Source organism: Halomonas aestuarii, from assembly GCF_001886615.1.
Taxonomy (GTDB): Bacteria; Pseudomonadota; Gammaproteobacteria; order Pseudomonadales; family Halomonadaceae; genus Halomonas; species Halomonas aestuarii.
In genome coordinates this window covers 992755-1010597 of the sequence record NZ_CP018139.1, presented here as the reverse complement: position 1 = coordinate 1010597, position 17843 = coordinate 992755, and the positions used below count along the sequence as shown (strand labels likewise).

The window sequence follows — 17843 nt, the reverse complement described above, 5'->3', positions numbered from 1 at the left end:
AGCCCCTGACGGGAGAAACGTGATGAGCGAGGAATCTGTGATCCTGCGGCGCGAGGGCGGTATCGCCTGGATCGGCTTCAATCGCCCGGCGAGCCGCAATGCCATGACCTGGGAGATGTATGACGCCCTGGAGGCGCATTGCGACCGGCTCGCCCGGGACGACGAGGTGGTGGCCGTCGTGCTGCACGGGGTGGGCGGGGAGGCCTTCGTGGCCGGTACCGACATCAGCCAGTTCGTCGACTTCGAGGCCCCCGAGGATGCCACGGGCTACGAGCGGCGCATCGACCGGGTGGTGAGCAAGCTCGAGGCGCTGCCCAGGCCCACCATTGCGCTGATCGAGGGGGCCTGCGTGGGCGGCGGCGCCGCCCTGGCGCTGGTCTGTGACTTCCGCTACTGCACACCGTCGATGAAGTTCGGCGTGCCCATCGCCAGGACGCTGGGCAATACCCTGTCGATGACCAACGTCTCGAGAATGGTCGACATGATCGGGGTGGCCCGCACCAAGGAGGCGCTGATGATGGCTAGGCTGTTCCGGGCCGATGAGGCCGCGCAGGCGGGGCTGGTCAACGGGGTGTTCGACGCCGAGGTGATCCACGAGGAGGTGGCGTCCCTCGCCGCCGCCTTCGCCGAGCGTGCGCCGCTCACCGTCCAGGCCAGCAAGGCGCTGGTGGGGCGGGTGCTGGAGGAGCGGCGAGCCCCCCCCGAGGCCGGCGACGACTGGGTCACCGCCTGCTACATGAGCGATGACTTCAAGGCGGCGGTGAACCGGTTCGTCCACAAGACGCCCTTCGAATGGAGCGGCCGTTAGCATGAATGACAGCAATGGAGGGAGCACGCCGATGCTGCCACTACAGAACATCAAGGTCCTCGACATCTCCCAGATCATGGCCGGCCCCTACTGCACCATGGTGCTGGCCGACATGGGGGCGGAGGTGATCAAGGTCGAGAAGCTCAACGGCGGCGACGACAGCCGCCAGATGGGCCCCTACGTCAACGACGAGTCGACCTGCTTCTCGCAGATCAATCGCAACAAGAAGAGCATCTCGCTCAACCTCAAGGACGACCGGGCCCGGGAGATCTTCTACCGCCTGGCCCGGGAGGCCGACGTCATCGTCGAGAACTACCGCACCGGGGTCACGCAGTCGCTGAAGATCGATTACGACACCATCAAGGCGATCAACCCGGGCATCGTCTACTGCTCGATCTCCGGCTACGGCCAGACGGGCCCCTACAAGCACAAGGGCGGCTTCGACCTGGTCGCCCAGGGCATGACCGGACTGATGTCGATGACCGGCGAGCCGGGGCGCCGGCCGCTCAAGACCGGCATCGCGGTCTACGACATCGGCGCCGGCCTGACCGCCACCTACTCCATCCTGGCCGCCGTCATCCACCAGATGAATACCGGCGAGGGCCAGCACATCGATATCGCCATTACCGAGTGCGGCCTGCCCTGGTACACCTGGGAGGCGGCGGCCTACTTCGCCGAGGGCCGGGTGCCACAGCCCACCGGCTGGCGGCACCGCGTCTCGGCCCCCTACCAGGCGATCAAGGCCCGTGACGGCTACCTGATGCTCGGCTGCGCCAACCAGCGGACTTGGGAGCGGTTCGCCCGGGACGTACTGGACCGCGAGGACCTGATGGCCGATGAACGCTTCCTGACCAACCAGGACCGAGGCCAGCACGTCGAGGAACTCGAGGCGCTGCTGGAGTCGATCATGGCCGACCGGGACGTCGACGACTGGCTCGAGCGTTGCGACGCGGCCGGGGTGCCCGCCGGGCCGATCAACGACTTCGCCCAGGCGATGAGCGACGAGCACTACCTGGCGCGCGGCATGGTGCAGGAAATGGACCACCCGAAGATCGGCAGGATGAAGACCATCGGCTTCCCCAGCAAGTTCTCGCGTACCCCGTCGCAGATCCGCCAGCCGGCACCGCTGTTCGCCCAGCACACCGATGAAGTGCTCGCTGACATGGGGCTGTCCGCCGAGGAGCTCGAGACACTGAGGGCCGAGGGCTGCATCAAGTAGGCGCCTTCTTGCGGCATGCATTGAATTCATTATCCAAGAACAAGACGCACGGAGTCTTCCCATGCTGAACCTCGACTTCCATCCCTCGGGTCGCCACTTCCTGCAGATCCCTGGCCCCTCACCGGTGCCGGATCGCATCCTGCGCGCCATGAGCCTGCCCACCATCGATCACCGTGGCCCGGAATTCGGCGCCCTGGGGCGTGAGCTGCTGGACAAGGTGAAGCAGGTCTTCAAGACCGCCAACCCGGTGATCATCTATCCGGCTTCCGGGACCGGGGCCTGGGAGGCGGCACTCTCCAACACCCTTTCCCCCGGCGATCAGGTGCTGATGTTCGAGACCGGCCATTTCGCCACCCTGTGGCACAAGATGGCCCTGCGCCTGCAGCTGGCACCCGAGTTCATCGGGCTGCCCGGCTACGAGGGCTGGCGCCATGGCGTCCAGGCCGACATGATCGAGGCGCGTCTGAAGGAAGATCGCGACCACGCGATCAAGGCCGTGTGCGTGGTCCACAACGAGACCTCCACCGGGGTGACCAGCGACATCGCCGCCGTGCGTCGCGCCATCGATGCCGCCGGTCATCCGGCGCTGCTGCTGGTCGACACCATCTCGGGGCTCGCCAGTGCCGACTACCGCCACGACGAGTGGGGCGTCGACGTTACCATCTCCGGCTCCCAGAAGGGGCTGATGCTGCCGCCCGGCATCAGCTTCAACGCGGTCTCCGACAAGGCCATCGAGGCGAGCCGCCACAACCTCATGCCGAAGAGCTTCTGGGCCTGGGACGAGATCCTCGAGGCCAACCAGAACGGCTACTGGCCCTATACCCCCAGCACCAACCTGCTCTACGGCCTCAACGAGGCGCTGGACATGCTGCTCGAGGAGGGCCTGGACAACGTGCTGGCGCGCCACCAGCGCTGGGCCGCCGGCGTCCGCACGGCGGTCGAGGCCTGGGGGCTGGAGATCCAGTGCCAGGACCCGGCCGTCTACTCGCCGGTGCTCACCGGGGTGGTGATGCCCGAGGGCATCGACGCCGATGCGGTGCGCAAGATCATCTATGAGCGCTTCGACCTGTCGCTGGGCACGGGCCTCGGCAAGGCCAAGGGCAGGATGTTCCGCATCGGCCACCTGGGCGACTGCAACGACCTGACCCTGATCGCCACCCTCGGCGGGTGCGAGGCGGGCATGAAACTGGCCGGTGTGCCACTGAAGGGCAGTGGCTTGGCGGCCGCGCTGGACTATTTCGCCCATCACCCGCTCAACAGCGCTGACTGACTGGCGCCGCCTACGTGAACTGCTGAGGAGGCAGCCATGACGTCCCTGAAAGGGCACACCCGATCTCGCGATGCCCGGATCAAGCCGGTCACGGAACTGGCCGCCCGGCTGTCGCGGGAACTGCAAGGCGAGGTGCTGTTCGATCACGCCTCGCGGGGGCGCTATTCGACGGATGCCTCCATCTACCAGGTCACGCCGTTCGGCGTGGTGATTCCCCGGCACCAGGACGATCTGCGGCTGGCACTGGATATCGCGCGTGATGCCCGGGTGCCGGTGCTGGCCCGGGGGGCCGGCACCAGCCAGTGCGGCCAGACCGTCGGGGAAGCGCTGGTGATCGATACCTCCCCTCATCTCAACGGCATTGTCGAGTTCGACCCCGAGGCGCGTACCGTGGTGGTCGAGCCGGGTATCGTGCTCGACCACCTCAACGCCTGGCTCAAGCCCCATGGCCTCTGGTACCCGGTGGATGTGTCCACCAGTGCCCAGTGCACCCTCGGGGGCATGACCGGCAACAACTCATGCGGGTCGCGCTCGATCCGCTACGGCAACATGGTCCACAACGTGCTGGGCGTGGACGCCCTGCTGGCCGACGGAAGCGAGGCCAGCTTCGGCTTCGTCGATGAGCTGGCCGAGGGCTCACGGGCCCACCAGCTGGCCGAACGGGTCAAGGCCATCGCCGAGCGGGTGGGGCCCGAGATCCGTGAGCACTTCCCCAAGGTGCTGCGCCGGGTCGGTGGCTACAACCTCGACCTCTTCGACTGCCAGAATCCCAAGCCCTACGACCCCGATGGCCGCGTCAACCTCGCCCACCTGCTGGTCGGTTCCGAGGGCACCCTAGGGGTCAGCCGGACCATCACGCTGCGGCTATCGCCGCTCCCCGAGCACAAGGTCCTCGGGGTGGTGAACTTCCCGACCTTCTACCAGGCGATGGATCTCACCCAGCACATCGTCACCCTCGACCCCACGGCCGTGGAACTGGTCGACCGCACCATGATCGACCTGTCGCTTGAGAATCCCGCCTTCCGCCCGGTGATCGAAAAGGCGCTGATCGGCCGGCCCGAGGCGGTCCTGCTGGTCGAGTTCGCGGGGTCTGATCGCGACGCCCAGCTGGCCTCGCTGCGGCGCCTCAACGAGCTGCTGGCCGAACTGGGGCTGCCCGACTGCGTGGTCGACATGCCCGAACCTGCCGAGCAGAAGGCGCTGTGGAACGTGCGCAAGGCCGGGCTCAACATCATGATGAGCATGAGGGGCGACGGGAAGCCGGTCTCGTTCATCGAGGACTGTGCCGTTCCCCTCGAGCACCTGGCCGAGTACACCGACAAGCTCACCGAGGTCTTCCACCGCTACGGCACCGAGGGCACCTGGTATGCCCATGCCAGCGTCGGCACCCTTCATGTGCGGCCGATCCTCGACATGCGCCGTGACGGCGCCGGGAAGATGCGCGAGATCGCCGAACAGGCCTCCGCCCTGGTGCGTGACTACAAGGGCGCCTACTCCGGTGAGCATGGCGACGGCCTGTGCCGGGGCGAGTGGGTGGCCTGGCAGTTCGGCAGCACCGTCAACGACGCGTTCCGGGAGGTGAAGCAGCTCTTCGACCCCGACAACCTGTTCAACCCGGGCAAGATCGTCGACACCCCGAGGATGGACGACGAGCGCTATTTCCGCTTCCCGAAGACCTACCGGACGATCCCGCTGACCCCGGTGTTCGACTGGTCGGGATGGAACGTCACACGCGACCCCCTGACCGGCGAGCAGGGCGAGCCCGGCAGCGCCGGCGACCCCACCCACGGCCTGGCCATGGCCGTGGAGATGTGCAACAACAACGGCCACTGCCGCAAGTTCGATGCCGGCACCATGTGCCCGAGCTATCGCGTCACCCGCGACGAGCAGCACCTCACCCGGGGACGCGCCAACACCCTGCGCCTGGTGCTGTCCGGTCAGCTCGGTGACGAGGGGCTGGCCAGTGATGACGTAAAGGAGGCGCTGGATCTCTGCGTGTCCTGCAAGGGCTGCAAGCGTGATTGCCCGACCGGGGTCGACATGGCCAAGTTCAAGATCGAGGCCCGCACGGCCAGGGCCCGCGCCCATGGCCTGAGCCTGCGCGATCGCATGGTGGGCGAGATGCCGCGCTATGCGCCCTGGGCCAGTCGGCTCCCCGGCCTGCTCGGTGCCGTGGAGCGTGTGCCGTTCCTCTCACGACGGGTCAAGAAGGCCCTGGGACTGGCCGCCGAGCGTTCGCTGCCGGTCTTCGACGGCAACTTCCTGGCGAGCCGCGAGGCCAGTGCCGGGCCGGCCGTCGGCACCCGTGAGGTGCTGCTGTTCGTCGACACCTTCAACAACTACATGGAGGGCGATAACGCCCGAGCCGCCAAGCGGGTGCTCGAGGCGGCCGGCTATCGGGTGCACCTCAACGTCAGGCAGGACGAGCGGCCGCTCTGCTGCGGGAGGACCTATCTCTCCTCCGGGCAGTTCGACAAGGCCAGGCTTGAGGCGCGTCGCACCCTGGACCACCTGATGCCCCATGTCCGGCGGGGGGTGGCGATCGTCGGGCTCGAGCCCTCGTGCCTGCTGACCATGCGCGACGAGTTCCTCCAGTATGGCTTCGGCAAGGAGGCGCAGGCACTCTCCGAGGCCGCCTATCTGTTCGAGGAGTTTCTGGTCAAGGCCCGCCACGACGGCGAGCTGCCCCTCGAGCTCAAGGCACCGGGGGTTTCGCGCGCCATGCTGCACGGCCACTGCCACCAGAAGGCCTTTGATGCCGTGCGGCCCATCGAGCAGGTCCTTGGCTGGATTCCCGGCCTCGAGGTCGAGACCATCGAGTCCTCCTGCTGCGGAATGGCCGGCAGCTTCGGCTACGAGGCGGAGCACTTTGATGCCTCGATGAAGATGGCCGAGCTGTCGCTGCTGCCGGCGATCCGCGACGCCGACGCCGACGCGGTGCTGGTGGCCGATGGCACCAGCTGCCGCCAGCAGATCCGCGACGGGGCGGCACGCGAGGCGATCCATGTGGCACGCCTCCTCGAGCAGGCGCTGGCCTGACCCACGGGGCGGCCGAACCTCGCCAACGACCGAGCACGGGAAGGGAAAGGAACCCAGCGATGATCGATCTGAGAAGCGATACCGTCACCCGGCCGACCCCGGCCATGCGCGAGGCGATGAGCCGGGCCGCGGTGGGCGATGACGTCTGGGGCGACGATCCCACTGTCGCCGCCTTCGAGGCCGCGGTGGCCCGGCGGGCGGGCAAGGCCGCCGGGCTCTTCTTCCCCTCGGGTACCCAGAGCAACCTGGCGGCCCTGCTGACGCACTGCCAGCGCGGCGACGAGTTCATCGCCGGCCAGCACTCGCACATCTACCGCGACGAGGGGGGCGGGGCCGCGGCGCTCGGCGGCATCCAGGCCCAGCCCCTCGAGCATGCCCTTGATGGCACCCTGCCCGTGGATAAAGTGCAGGCCGCCATCAAGGGAGAGGACATCCACCATGCACGCACCAGGCTGCTGGCCCTGGAGAACACCTTCCGGGGCAAGGTGTTGCCGGAAGGCTATGCCGAGCGTGCCACGGCAGTGGCACGCGCCCATGGCCTGGCCACCCACCTCGACGGCGCCCGCCTGTTCAACGCGGCGGTGGCCAGCGGGCGTCCGCTGGCGGTGCTTTGCCAGGGCTTCGACTCGGTTTCGCTGTGTTTCTCCAAGGGGCTGGGGGCCCCGGTCGGCTCGGTGCTGCTGGGCGATGAGGCCTTCATCGCCCGCGCCAGGCGCTGGCGCAAGACCCTGGGCGGTGGCATGCGCCAGGTCGGCATCCTGGCCGCGGGCTGTGACCATGCCCTGGAGCATCATGTCGAGCGCCTGGCCGAGGATCACGACCATGCCCGGCAGCTGGCCGAGGGGCTGGCCGACATCGCCGGGATCGAGGTCCAGGCCTGCGAGACCAACATGGTGTTCCTGGGCGTGCCGGAGGCCGACTGCGCGGCGCTGCAGGAGTGCCTGGCGGCCCGGGGCATCCAGGCGGCGGTCGGCGTGACCACTCGCCTTGTCCTGCACCTGGACGTCACCGATGATGATGTTCCACGCATCGTGGCCGCTCTCCGGGACTATTTTGACCGGTCCGGGGTCTGAGCGGGCCTTTCATCATCCACAGGAGACCATGCCATGGCGATCTACCAGTATGGCGACGACCGCCCCGAGATCGAGGACGACGTCTACGTGGCCGAGACGGCCGACGTGATGGGACGCGTCACCCTGAAGCGCAATGCCAGCGTCTGGTACCAGGCGGTGCTGCGGGGCGATACCGACCACCTCGAGGTCGGCGAGGGCAGCAACATCCAGGACGGCGCGGTGATGCATGCCGACCCGGGCTTTCCCCTGACGGTGGGCAAGGGCGTCACGGTGGGCCACCAGGCCATGCTGCATGGCTGCACCATTGGTGACGGCAGCCTGGTCGGCATCCAGGCGGTGATCCTCAACGGCGCGGTCATCGGCCGCAACTGCCTGGTGGCGGCGGGGGCGGTGGTGACGGAGGGGGCGCACTTTCCCGACAACTCGCTGATCGTCGGCGCGCCGGCCAAGGTGAAGCGCGAACTCTCCGCCGAGGCCATCGAGGGGCTCAAGAAGAACGCCGAGCGGTATGTCGAGCGAGGGCAGCGGCATGCCGAGACCCTGGTGCGCATCGACTGACCGGCTGACCGGCTCGGGAATTCCTGAGCGCCGCGGCGACATTCTCTGAAATGAAACCGCCCCCACGGCCTGGCCGTGGGGGCGGTCTCGCGTCGGCACCGGGGTGCTCAGCCCAGGCGCAGCAGCGGGTCGCTGACGCCCATGAGGTAGAAGGCCACCAGCCCGATCGCGCCGGCGGCGACGAGGTAGTAGATCGTCGGCAGGATGGTCTTGCGGATGGTGATGCCCTCGCGACCCAGCAGGCCCACGGTGGCGGAGGCCGCGACCACGTTGTGGATGGCGATCATGTTGCCCGCCGCGGCGCCCACGGCCTGCAGGGCGACCATCATGGCGGTGGAGACGCCGAGCTGCTGGGCGACGTTGAACTGGAAGTCCGAGAGCATCAGGTTCGAGACGGTGTTAGAACCGGCGATGAAGGCCCCCAGGGCGCCCACGGCCGGGGCGAAGAACGGGTAGACGCCGCCCACCCCGTCGGCCACGAACTGCGCCATGGCCACCGGCATGGAGACCAGGTCGGCGGCGTTGACGCCGGAGTTGATCAGGATCCGCACCATGGGAATGGTGAAGATCAGCACGAAGCCCGCCCCCAGCAGGGTGCGGCTGGACTCATGGAAGGCCGCCTTGAGCTCGCCCAGGCGCATGCGGTGCAGCAGGGCGGTGACCAGCACCACCATCAGCAGGATGCCGCCGGGCAGGTAGAGCGGCTGGATGCTGCCGGACACCCCGGCCTCGCCCAGGATGTTGCTCCAGCCGAAGGCGAACGAGGTGAGCGCGCTCTTGAGCGGCTCGATGGTCCGCGAGGCCACCAGGAAGACGGCCAGCAGCACGTAGGGCACCCAGCCCATGACCGTGGTGATCGGGGTCTTGCCGACCACGTCATCGGTCTTGAGGACCAGCTTGCCGATCCACTCGTCCGGCCAGGAGGTGGCGGCGGGGAAGTCCCAGATGTCCTTGGGGATCAGGAAGCCGCGACGGGCCGCCGGCACGACGATGGCGAGGCCCACCATGGCGCCGATCATCGACGGGAATTCCGGCCCGAGCAGGACGCCGGCCAGGGTGTAGGGCACCACGAAGGCGAGCCCGGCAAAGAGGGCGAAGGGCGTGATGGAGAGCCCCTCCTTCCAGGAGCGGTTGGCCCCGAAGAAGCGCACCATGATGACCACCATGATCAGCGGCATCAGCATGCCGACGATGCCATGGATGATGGCGACCTCACCGGCGATCAGGTGGAAGTACTCCAGCCAGGTGAGGCCGCCGGCCTGGAGCTGCTCGGTGATGGCGCTCTGGTTGATGCCCCCCGAGACGCCGACCACGATCGGCGTGCCCACGGCGCCGAAGGAGACCGGCGTGGACTGGATCATCATGCCCACCACCACGGCGGCCAGTGCAGGGAAGCCCAGCGCCACCATCAGCGGCGCGGCCACGGCGGCCGGGGTGCCAAAGCCCGAGGCGCCCTCGATGAAGCAGCCGAACAGCCAGGCGACGATGATCGCCTGCACGCGGCGGTCCGGGCTGATGCCCGAGAAGCCGTTGCGGATCGCGGTGATGCCGCCGGAGTGCTTGAGGGTGTTGAGCAGCAGGATGGCGCCGAAGATGATCCACAGGATCGAGACGGTCAGCATCAGGCCCTGCAGGGTCGAGGCCAGCACCCGGGTGAAGGTCATCTGCCAGGCGATCAGGCCGATGAGCGCGGTGACCACGAAGACGATGGGCATGGCGACCCGAGCGGCCATGCGCAGGCCGATCAGCAGCACGCCCGCCAGCACCAGGGGCACGAAGGCGAGCAGCGCGAGGATGGTTTCGTTCATGGAGAGGTTCCTTTCGCGTGGGAACGGTGGATCGTGGAGCGTTTGCGTGCCCTTCCCGGGCATGGCGAGGGGGCGACCTTATTCGCAACTTAAGAGATTGGCCACCGCTGGAACATTGGTATGACCAATATGGGAGAAGGCAAAAGGCGCAACGACAGGGACGTAAACTCTTTGATATTCAATCGCCTGCGGTTTCGCCGGTAGCTTCGCCCCCGCTTGGCGGCCGTCGTGACGTTAGACTAATGGGGAAACCGGTGTCGTCGAGCTACCGCGCGCGATCGGCGTTGGCGGCGGCCGGAAAAGGCTGGCACTATCGAGACAGACCCAACCGAGGCAGGCCCCCACGAGGCAGGCTCATCAACCGGACACGAGGAGGCGGCATGACACGGGTGCTCTACGATCTCTGCGGCATCGACGAGGGGCTGCGTTTCTCGCCCTACTGCTGGCGGGTGCGCTACGCCCTGGCTCACAAGGGGCTCGAGGCAGAAACGCGGCCCTGGTACTTCACAGAGAAGCAGGCCCTGGCCTTCGCCGAGCATGACAAGGTGCCGGTGCTGGTCGACGGCGACGAGGTGGTCACCGACAGCTACGAGATCCTGCGCTACCTGGATCGCACCTATCCGGAGGCGCCGGTGCTCGGCGAGGGGCTGGCCGAGGCTCGGGGACGCTTCTTCAAGCACTACGCCGAGCGCGCGATCGCCCCGGCCATGATGCGGACCATCGTCATGGACCTGCTGAACGCCATCCATCCCGATGATCGGGCCTACTTCCGGGAGACCCGCGAGAAGCGCTTCGGTCGTACCCTGGAGGAGTTCCACTCCCCGGCCAAGGGGCTGGCCCAGCTCGATGCCGCCCTGGAGCCGCTGCGAGGGCAGCTCAAGACCTCGGACTTCCTCGACGGGCGGGCGCCTGCCGGCGCCGACTACCTGGTCTTCGGCAACTTCATGTGGGCGCGCTGCGTCTCCAGCGCCGACCTGGTTTCCAATGCCGACCCGGTTTATGGCTGGATCGAGCGGATGCTCGACCAGCATGATGGCCTGGGCCGCAAGGCCCTTCGGATCACCGACATCGAGGGCGCCTATCGCTGAGGGGATGTCTCCCGGGAGGAGCGACATGATCGACCTCTACTACTGGACCACGCCCAACGGCCACAAGGTCTCGATCTTCCTCGAGGAGGCGGGACTCGAGTATGCCGTCAAGCCGGTGCACATCGGCCGGGGCGAACAGTTCTCCGACGAGTTTCTCGAGATCGCGCCCAACAATCGCATCCCGGCCATCGTCGACCGGGCGCCGGCGGATGGCGGACAGCCCCTGGGGCTGTTCGAGTCCGGGGCGATCCTCGAGTACCTGGCCGACAAGAGCGGCCGCTTCCTCCCCCGGGCGGGGCGCGAGCGCTACGTGGTGCTGCAGTGGCTCTACTGGCAGATGGCGGGACTCGGCCCCATGGCCGGTCAGACCCACCACTTCCGCCTCTATGCCCCGGAGACCGTCGACTACGCCATCGAGCGCTACGTGCAGGAGACGGCCCGCCTCTATGGCGTCCTCGACCGTCGCCTGGAGGAGCATGACTACCTGGGGGGCGATGACTACTCCATCGCGGACATGGCGAGCTATCCCTGGGTGAGGTCCTGGCAGAGGCAGGGGCAGGACATCGAGGCGTTTCCCTCCGTGCTGCGCTGGATGCAGCAGGTCGAGGCGCGCCCGGCGGTGCAGCGGGCCTATGCGCTGGGGGAGCGGATCAATCCGGGCAACGGCGTGGCGATGGACGACGAGGCCCGCCGACACCTGTTCGGGCCGCGCTGATCGGCCTGCCGATTCCTCCCTCACGCGACGCCCGGCCAAGGCCGGGCGTCGCCGTTCGGGGAGGGCATGAAAGAACGGAATCGAGTTGTTGCACTGCACAAAAAGGCCTGCTATGTTGCATTGCAACACGGGGCCATATCCCCCCGCTGTCCACTACCGATGGAGGTGTTACATGAGCAAGGCAACCACTCAACAGGCTACCGAACAGTTCGAGTCCGCGTTCGTGGCACCCGCACGCAGCGTTGGCGCCCTGAACCTCGACTACACCGAGAAGCTGGTCGCCGCCCAGTTCGACGCCGTGCGCGCCCTGACCGACATGGGCCTGTCCCAGGCACGCAGCTGGCTCGACGTCCGCGACGCCGACAGCCTGAAGAAGGTCGTGGAATCCCAGCAGAAGGCCAGCCAGGACATGGGCGAGCGCCTGCGCGGCGACGCCGAGAAGATCATGAGCCTGGGCCAGGAATACGTCCAGCAGAGCCAGAAGATCGCCGAGGACGGCATCAAGGCCGCCACCTCAGCCGCCAAGTAAGGCTCTCGCCACCGAGCATGGCAAGCACCGGCATCGCCGGTCTTCACGGGTCGTCACCTTCGGGTGGCGCCCGTGTTCTTTTTTGTGCCCCCGTTCTGCGTCCTCCTCCCTGAGTTCCCCGATCTGCGTCCCCCTGTGGCGGGCCCTCAGCCGTGCTCGCCGCCCAGCAGCGTGATCACTTCCTCGTCCTCCACCTGGCCGAAGTCGGCGAAGAACTGCCCCACGGCCTGGAAGTTCCAGGACGTCTCCAGGCAGACCACCTCATCGGCCAGGGACTCGAGCCGTGCCACCGTGTCGGGCGGCGCCGCGCCCATGGCGGCGATCAGCCGTTTCGGCCCCCTAGGTCGCAGGGCGGTGAGGGCGGCGGCCATGGTGGCCCCCGTGGCGCTGCCGTCATCCACCACCACCACGATGCGCCCCCCGGGGTCGATGGCCGAGCGCACCGGGGTATAGCGTTGGCGCCGCTCCTCGAGCAGGGCCAGCTGCCGCTCGATCTCGCGGTTCACCGCCTCCTCGCGGTAGTGCCGTGCCGCGGCCTCCAGCGCCACGCTGCCGTCCTCGCTGACCGCCCCGATGGCATATTCCGGATTGCCCGGGGCCCCCACCTTGCGGACCAGCACCACGTCCAGCTCTCCCTCCAGGGCATCGGCCAGCCGCCGGCCCATGGGGACCGCACCCCGCGGAATGGCGAGGATCAGCGGGTTCTGCCCCTTGAGGTAGGACAGTCGGTCGGCGAGGCGCTCGGCGGCCTCCAGGCGATCACGGAACATGGCGGGCTCCTGACGGCGGGGTCTCGCCTTCAGTGTAGGCGGCCGCTGCGACGGTGCGACACGCGTGTCCGGGGCGGGCGTCGGCCGGGTCGGGCTATTTCCGTATACGACTTTGTGAGTAGTCGCATTTCAAAGTGTGCAACATTATGCCATGTTATTTGTATACAAATAATGACGACAACAGCAGCGGTCTTCCCCATGCAGACACCATCACGGAACACCTCGATCTTCGATTTCCACGGCCGGCCGCCTTTCCTGAAGGCACTGCCGCTCTCCCTGCAGCACGTGCTGGCGATGATCGCCGGCGTCATCACCCCGCCGATCATCATTGCCGGCGTGGTGGGGGCGACCCCGGCGGAGAAGCTGCTGCTGATCCAGATCGCCGTGCTGGCCTCCGGGATCTGTACCCTGTTCCACCTGTATGGCGTCTGGAAATTCGGTGCCCGCCTGCCGGCGATCTTCGGCGTGGGCTTCGCCTACGTGCCGACCCTGATCGCGGTGGGCGGCCAGTTCGGCATCGAGGGCATCCTCGGCGCCCAGCTGATCGGCGGTATCACCATGATGGTGGTGGGCTATGCCATCCAGTACATCCGGCATCTCTTTCCGCCGGTCGTCGCGGGGACCGTGGTGCTGGTCATCGGCCTGTCGCTCTACGACATCTCGATTCGCTACATGGCGGGCAGCGGCAACGTCGATGCGCCTGACTTCGGCGACCCGCTCCATTGGCTGGTGGGGATCGTCACGCTGCTGACAGTGCTGGCGGCGTCCCAGTTCGGGCGCGGCGTGGTCAAGCTGTCGGCCATCATCATCGGCATCGCGGTGGGTTATCTGCTCTCTTTGGCGCTGGGCATGGTCAGCTTCACCGCCGTGGTCGAGGCCGAGTGGGTCGCCCTGCCGGAGGTGATGCCCTTCGAGCTGGAATTCCATACCGCCGCCATCGTGTCCATGGTGGTGATCTGCGTGATCAATTCCGTGCAGACCATTGGTGACCTCTCGGCCACCAGCGTGGCGGGCATGAACCGCGAACTGAAGACCCGGGAGTTGACCGGCGGCCTGCTGGGGAACGGCCTGACGACCGCGGCGAGCGCCTTCTTCGGCGCCCTGCCGACCTCGACCTTCAGCCAGAACGTCGGCATCGTGGCCATGACCAAGGTCATCAGCCGCGCCGTGCTGGCCATTGCCGGGCTGTTCATGATCCTGGCCGGCCTGAGCCCCAAGTTCGGCGCCATCATGACCACCATTCCCTACCCGGTGCTGGGCGGGGCCACCATCACGGTGTTCGGCATGATCACCATGACCGGCATCCAGCTGCTCATCAAGGACGAGCTGTCCGCCCGCAACATGACCATCGTGGGCCTGTCGCTGGCGCTGAGCCTGGGCATCGCCCAGGTCCCGTCGGCCATCGCGCAGTTCCCGGCGATGCTGCAGAACCTGATCGGCGGCGCGCCCATCGTGGTGGCGGCGATCACCGCTTTCGTGCTCAACCTGGTGCTGCCCCGCACCTCCCTGGCCGACGAGGCCCGCGAGCGAGAGGCGATCGCCAGGGCGGATGCCGGGCAGGGCGTCGCCGACGCCCTGCCTTCGGAGCGGTGAGGGCCCATGACGCGAAAGAGGCGCTGCCGGGTAACCCCGGCAGCGCCTCGGCGTTGTCCGACGCGTCGCGCGGTCAGGCGGCGCGGTCTTCCAGGCGGAAGGCGGCGATGCGGTTGATCTGCTCGATGGCGGTGCGGCGCTCATCGGTCGGGTCGTTGGGCAGGCGTTCCTCGAAGGCGGCCAGGATGGCGTGGCGGTCGCTGCCCCTGACCGCCATCACGAAGGGGAAGCCGAACTTCGCCTTGTAGGCGTCGTTGAGGCGCTCGAAGCGGGCCATCTCCTCGGCTGTGCACTGGTCCAGCCCGGCGCCGGCCTGCTCCCAGGTGGAGTCGTCGGTGAGCTCGCCGGCGATGGCCGCCTTGCCGGCGAGGTCCGGGTGGGCGCGAATCACCTCGAGCTGGCGTTCCGGGCTGGCCTCGCGCAGCACCGCCCCCATGGCCGCAGCCAGGCCTCGGGGCGTGTCCTGGTCGGCGGACAGGCCGCGCTGCCAGGCCAGCTCGGCCACCCAGGGGGAGTGCTCGTAGATGTCGCCGAAGCGCTCGACGAAGGCGGCCTGGTCCAGCTGGCTGGGACGCGGGGTGAGGATCGTGTCGGTCATCCTGGGGCTCCTCTGCTTGGTGTGACGGCCTGGTGGCGCACGCAGCGGCGGGCAGGCCGTGGCGGAGAGATCGAGGGTATCGATGTCCTTTTGAAAGTGTATACAAAAAAACTTTGAAATGTACCCTTATAATGTATAAAACTGTCTTCAGGATAAGCCTCATGAGGCCTGGCCGATAAGGGTATCGCCAGGCTCGCCCCGACACACCCCGCCCCGCCATTCATAGGAGAACCCCATGGGATACCTGACCACTCATGTGCTCGACACCGCCCAGGGCCGCCCCGGCCAGGGCATCCGCATCGAGGTCTTCCGCCTCGCGGGCGAGACCCGCACCCGGCTCAAGGAGGTCGTCACCAACGCCGATGGACGTTGCGATGCCCCGCTCCTTGAGGGCGACGACTTCGCCACCGGCGAGTACGAGCTGCTCTTCCACGCCGGCGACTACCTGCGCGCCCGGGGCATCGAGGCCGAGGAGCCGCGCTTCCTCGACATGATCCCGCTGCGCTTCGGCGTGGCCGATGCCGGGCAGCACTACCACGTGCCGCTGCTCCTCTCGCCCTATGGCTATTCCACCTACCGCGGCAGCTAGCCCGGGACCGACGACCGGCGGCGCCCGCCGACGTGTCGGACCAGGCCGCGTCGGCCACCCACCACGTCGGTCACCAACAACAATGCAACGAGTCGAGGTAGCCCCCCATGCACGCCTACCTGCTGGATTTCACCAACTTCATGCTGCGCTGGCTGCACGTCATCGCCGCCGTCGCCTGGATCGGCGAGTCGATCTACTTCGTGATGCTGGACAACAGCCTGCGCACCCCCAAGGCCGTCGAGGACCGGGAGAAGGGCGTCTTCGGCGAGATGTGGGCGGTGCACGGCGGCGGCTTCTACCACAACCAGAAGTACGCCAGCGCCCCCGACAAGCTGCCCGAGGACCTGCACTGGTCGTTCTGGAAAGCCTATACCACCTGGCTCACCGGCTTCGGCCTGTTCGTCATCCTCTACATGGTCAAGCCGAGCTTCTACCTGGTGAATCCGGACAGCGACTGGGCCTGGGCCGCGGGCATGAGCGGCTGGCAGGCCAATGTCGTGGCGCTGGCCTTCCTGCTGGCCGGCTGGGTGGTCTACAACGAGCTCTGCAAGCGCCTCAGCCCCGACATGGAACGCGACGGCCTGCTGAGCATCGCCGTGGCGGTGATGATGGTGGTGGTCGCCTACCTGAGCAGCCATATCTTCTCGGGGCGTGCCGCCTTCCTGCTCACCGGGGCGGTCATGGCCACCGCCATGTCGGCCAACGTCTTCTTCTGGATCATTCCCGGCCAGCGCCGCATGGTGAAGGCGATGAAGGCCGGCGAGACCCCGAATCCCCTGGACGGCAAGCGCGGCAAGCAGCGCTCGGTGCACAACACCTACTTCACCCTGCCGGTTGTGCTGCTGATGATCAGCAACCACTACTCATTCGCCTACTCCCATGAGCTGGCCTGGGTGATCATGACGCTGTTCATCTTCGCCGGCGCCCTGATTCGCCAGTACTTCGTGCTGATGCATGCCGGCCACCGGCGTCCGGCCTATCCGGCCGCCGGGGCGGTCCTGATCCTGGTGGCGTTCTGGATGGCGGCTCCCGCGAGCAGTGGCCAGGCCACGGCCTCGCTGGCCCCCGAGCTGGAGGAGGTGCAGGCGATCGTCGCGTCGCGCTGCGTGGCCTGCCATTCCCGCGAGCCGACCCAGCCGGGCTTCACCGCGCCGCCGGCCGGCATGGCCTATGACTCCGTCGAACAGCTGCGGGCCCATCAGGCGAGGATCAAGGCCGTGGTGGCGAGCGGCTACATGCCGCTGGGCAACATGACCGGCATGACCGACGAGGAGCGAGCGGTCATCGCCGCCTGGGAGGAGTGAACTGAGCGGTCGCCGGGAGGCCGCCGATGTGTATACAATGATGGCGCAGTCCGGTGACGATCACGGCAGGAGGGACGCGATGAACCAGCGCCAGACGGTCGCCGAACGTGGCGGCGCGAGCCGACCCGGCAAGAACGGGGACGGCGCCGAGCGTCACGAGGCGATCTACCATTCCATCAGCGATGCCATCATCGAGCATCGCCTGAAGCCCGGTGCCCGGCTGCGCGAGGACGCCCTGGCCGAGGTGTTCGGCATCAGCCGCACCGGGATCCGCAAGATCCTGCAGCGCCTGGCCCTGGAGCAGCTGGTGACCCTGACGCCCCGCCGCGGCGCCAGCGTGACGCGACCCACCGCCGACGAGGCCAAGGACGTCTTCGACGCCCGCCAGATGATCGAGTGCGGCCTGATGCCCGAGGTGGCCCGGCGCATCACGGCCGAGGAGGCGGAGGCACTGCGCGACATGGCCCGGCGCGAGCGCCAGGCCCTGAAGGCCGGGGAGCAGAGCACGGCGATCAAGCTCTCCGCCGCCTTTCACGGGCGGCTGGCGCAGATCTCCGGCAACGCCACCCTGGCCGAGTTCGTCGAGCGGCTCTGCTCGCGCTCCTCGCTGATCCTCGCCGTCTACGGCAACGCCGGCCACCTGGGCTGCGAATCCCACGATCACGACGACCTGGTGGGCTTTCTCGAGGCCGGCAATGGCGAGCGAGCCCAGGCCTTCATGAGCCGCCACCTCAAGGCCATCGAGGCCTCGCTTTCGATCCATGAGGAAGAGGACGAGGCCCCGAACCTGTTCGAGATCTTCTCCGGCTAGCACTGATCCACCCCCCTTGCCCCAACTAGACGCGCCCCGTGCCATCGGCACGGGGCGCGTCTTTTCAGGGG

General features: G+C 67.6%; 16 protein-coding genes. 13 read left to right on the top strand and 3 right to left on the bottom strand.

Annotated elements, in window-relative coordinates; genetic code table 11:
* The first annotated feature begins 22 nt into the window (after positions 1 to 22).
* The 6 genes from BOX17_RS04530 (at position 23) to BOX17_RS04505 (ending at position 7967) form a co-directional block, all read left to right on the top strand.
* Positions 23 to 808 (top strand): enoyl-CoA hydratase/isomerase family protein, encoded by a 786-nt coding sequence (locus BOX17_RS04530; protein ID WP_071942260.1) that lies wholly within the window; start codon positions 23 to 25, stop codon positions 806 to 808.
* A 31-nt stretch (positions 809 to 839) separates the two neighbouring features.
* The gene (locus tag BOX17_RS04525; protein ID WP_071942259.1) at positions 840 to 2027 is read left to right on the top strand and encodes a CaiB/BaiF CoA transferase family protein; all 1188 of its coding nucleotides are present in this window, start codon (positions 840 to 842) and stop codon (positions 2025 to 2027) included.
* Positions 2028 to 2088: 61 nt separating this feature from the next.
* Positions 2089 to 3297: a pyridoxal-phosphate-dependent aminotransferase family protein gene (locus tag BOX17_RS04520; protein ID WP_071942258.1), complete on the top strand. Its 1209-nt coding sequence runs from the start codon at positions 2089 to 2091 to the stop codon at positions 3295 to 3297.
* 36 nt (positions 3298 to 3333) lie between these two features.
* Positions 3334 to 6336: an FAD-binding and (Fe-S)-binding domain-containing protein gene (locus BOX17_RS04515; RefSeq protein ID WP_071942257.1), complete on the top strand. Its 3003-nt coding sequence runs from the start codon at positions 3334 to 3336 to the stop codon at positions 6334 to 6336.
* Positions 6337 to 6395: 59 nt separating this feature from the next.
* On the top strand, positions 6396 to 7409 hold the full coding sequence (gene ltaE, locus BOX17_RS04510) for a low-specificity L-threonine aldolase (RefSeq protein WP_071942256.1): 1014 nt from the start codon (positions 6396 to 6398) through the stop codon (positions 7407 to 7409).
* Positions 7410 to 7442: 33 nt separating this feature from the next.
* Positions 7443 to 7967 (top strand): gamma carbonic anhydrase family protein, encoded by a 525-nt coding sequence (locus BOX17_RS04505; RefSeq protein ID WP_071942255.1) that lies wholly within the window; start codon positions 7443 to 7445, stop codon positions 7965 to 7967.
* A 107-nt stretch (positions 7968 to 8074) separates the two neighbouring features.
* On the opposite strand, the gene BOX17_RS04500 is transcribed toward BOX17_RS04505, so the two are convergent.
* Positions 8075 to 9775 (bottom strand): L-lactate permease, encoded by a 1701-nt coding sequence (locus BOX17_RS04500; RefSeq protein WP_071942254.1) that lies wholly within the window; start codon positions 9773 to 9775, stop codon positions 8075 to 8077.
* 380 nt (positions 9776 to 10155) lie between these two features.
* Between BOX17_RS04500 and BOX17_RS04495 the strand changes: the two genes are divergently transcribed.
* The 3 genes from BOX17_RS04495 to BOX17_RS04485 all read left to right on the top strand — a co-directional run bounded on the left by BOX17_RS04495 (position 10156) and on the right by BOX17_RS04485 (position 12107).
* Complete coding sequence (locus BOX17_RS04495; protein ID WP_071942253.1) at positions 10156 to 10863, top strand: glutathione S-transferase N-terminal domain-containing protein; 708 nt, start codon at positions 10156 to 10158, stop codon at positions 10861 to 10863.
* Between the two features lie 25 nt (positions 10864 to 10888).
* Positions 10889 to 11578, top strand: a complete 690-nt coding sequence (locus BOX17_RS04490; protein WP_071942252.1) for a glutathione binding-like protein — start codon at positions 10889 to 10891, stop codon at positions 11576 to 11578.
* A gap of 172 nt (positions 11579 to 11750) precedes the next feature.
* Positions 11751 to 12107 carry a phasin family protein gene (locus BOX17_RS04485; protein ID WP_071942251.1) on the top strand — a complete coding sequence of 119 codons (357 nt, stop codon included), beginning with the start codon at positions 11751 to 11753 and terminating at the stop codon, positions 12105 to 12107.
* Between the two features lie 146 nt (positions 12108 to 12253).
* Here the strand turns inward: BOX17_RS04485 and BOX17_RS04480 are convergent, their stop codons facing one another.
* Positions 12254 to 12877 carry a phosphoribosyltransferase gene (locus BOX17_RS04480; protein WP_071942250.1) on the bottom strand — a complete coding sequence of 208 codons (624 nt, stop codon included), beginning with the start codon at positions 12875 to 12877 and terminating at the stop codon, positions 12254 to 12256.
* Between the two features lie 198 nt (positions 12878 to 13075).
* Here BOX17_RS04480 and BOX17_RS04475 point away from each other — a divergent pair, with 198 nt between their 5' ends.
* Positions 13076 to 14470 (top strand): uracil-xanthine permease family protein, encoded by a 1395-nt coding sequence (locus tag BOX17_RS04475; RefSeq protein ID WP_071942249.1) that lies wholly within the window; start codon positions 13076 to 13078, stop codon positions 14468 to 14470.
* A 73-nt stretch (positions 14471 to 14543) separates the two neighbouring features.
* Here the strand turns inward: BOX17_RS04475 and uraD are convergent, their stop codons facing one another.
* Positions 14544 to 15068 (bottom strand): 2-oxo-4-hydroxy-4-carboxy-5-ureidoimidazoline decarboxylase, encoded by a 525-nt coding sequence (gene uraD, locus BOX17_RS04470; RefSeq protein WP_071942248.1) that lies wholly within the window; start codon positions 15066 to 15068, stop codon positions 14544 to 14546.
* A 235-nt stretch (positions 15069 to 15303) separates the two neighbouring features.
* Here uraD and uraH point away from each other — a divergent pair, with 235 nt between their 5' ends.
* The 3 genes from uraH (at position 15304) to BOX17_RS04455 (ending at position 17772) form a co-directional block, all read left to right on the top strand.
* Complete coding sequence (gene uraH / locus BOX17_RS04465; RefSeq protein ID WP_071942247.1) at positions 15304 to 15657, top strand: hydroxyisourate hydrolase; 354 nt, start codon at positions 15304 to 15306, stop codon at positions 15655 to 15657.
* 107 nt (positions 15658 to 15764) lie between these two features.
* Positions 15765 to 16961: a urate hydroxylase PuuD gene (locus tag BOX17_RS04460; protein WP_071942246.1), complete on the top strand. Its 1197-nt coding sequence runs from the start codon at positions 15765 to 15767 to the stop codon at positions 16959 to 16961.
* Between the two features lie 79 nt (positions 16962 to 17040).
* Positions 17041 to 17772 carry a GntR family transcriptional regulator gene (locus tag BOX17_RS04455; protein ID WP_071942245.1) on the top strand — a complete coding sequence of 244 codons (732 nt, stop codon included), beginning with the start codon at positions 17041 to 17043 and terminating at the stop codon, positions 17770 to 17772.
* Positions 17773 to 17843: the final 71 nt, after the last annotated feature.

Coding starts and splice junctions, on each gene's coding strand:
- BOX17_RS04455 (WP_071942245.1), top strand. CDS start 17,041: ATGAACCAGCGCCAGACGGTCGCCGAACGTGGCGGCGCGAGCCGACCC.
- uraH (WP_071942247.1), top strand. CDS start 15,304: ATGGGATACCTGACCACTCATGTGCTCGACACCGCCCAGGGCCGCCCC.
- BOX17_RS04485 (WP_071942251.1), top strand. CDS start 11,751: ATGAGCAAGGCAACCACTCAACAGGCTACCGAACAGTTCGAGTCCGCG.
- BOX17_RS04530 (WP_071942260.1), top strand. CDS start 23: ATGAGCGAGGAATCTGTGATCCTGCGGCGCGAGGGCGGTATCGCCTGG.
- BOX17_RS04495 (WP_071942253.1), top strand. CDS start 10,156: ATGACACGGGTGCTCTACGATCTCTGCGGCATCGACGAGGGGCTGCGT.
- BOX17_RS04500 (WP_071942254.1), bottom strand. CDS start 9,775: ATGAACGAAACCATCCTCGCGCTGCTCGCCTTCGTGCCCCTGGTGCTG.
- BOX17_RS04505 (WP_071942255.1), top strand. CDS start 7,443: ATGGCGATCTACCAGTATGGCGACGACCGCCCCGAGATCGAGGACGAC.
- BOX17_RS04525 (WP_071942259.1), top strand. CDS start 840: ATGCTGCCACTACAGAACATCAAGGTCCTCGACATCTCCCAGATCATG.
- uraD (WP_071942248.1), bottom strand. CDS start 15,068: ATGACCGACACGATCCTCACCCCGCGTCCCAGCCAGCTGGACCAGGCC.
- BOX17_RS04515 (WP_071942257.1), top strand. CDS start 3,334: ATGACGTCCCTGAAAGGGCACACCCGATCTCGCGATGCCCGGATCAAG.
- BOX17_RS04520 (WP_071942258.1), top strand. CDS start 2,089: ATGCTGAACCTCGACTTCCATCCCTCGGGTCGCCACTTCCTGCAGATC.
- BOX17_RS04490 (WP_071942252.1), top strand. CDS start 10,889: ATGATCGACCTCTACTACTGGACCACGCCCAACGGCCACAAGGTCTCG.
- BOX17_RS04475 (WP_071942249.1), top strand. CDS start 13,076: ATGCAGACACCATCACGGAACACCTCGATCTTCGATTTCCACGGCCGG.
- BOX17_RS04480 (WP_071942250.1), bottom strand. CDS start 12,877: ATGTTCCGTGATCGCCTGGAGGCCGCCGAGCGCCTCGCCGACCGACTG.
- ltaE (WP_071942256.1), top strand. CDS start 6,396: ATGATCGATCTGAGAAGCGATACCGTCACCCGGCCGACCCCGGCCATG.
- BOX17_RS04460 (WP_071942246.1), top strand. CDS start 15,765: ATGCACGCCTACCTGCTGGATTTCACCAACTTCATGCTGCGCTGGCTG.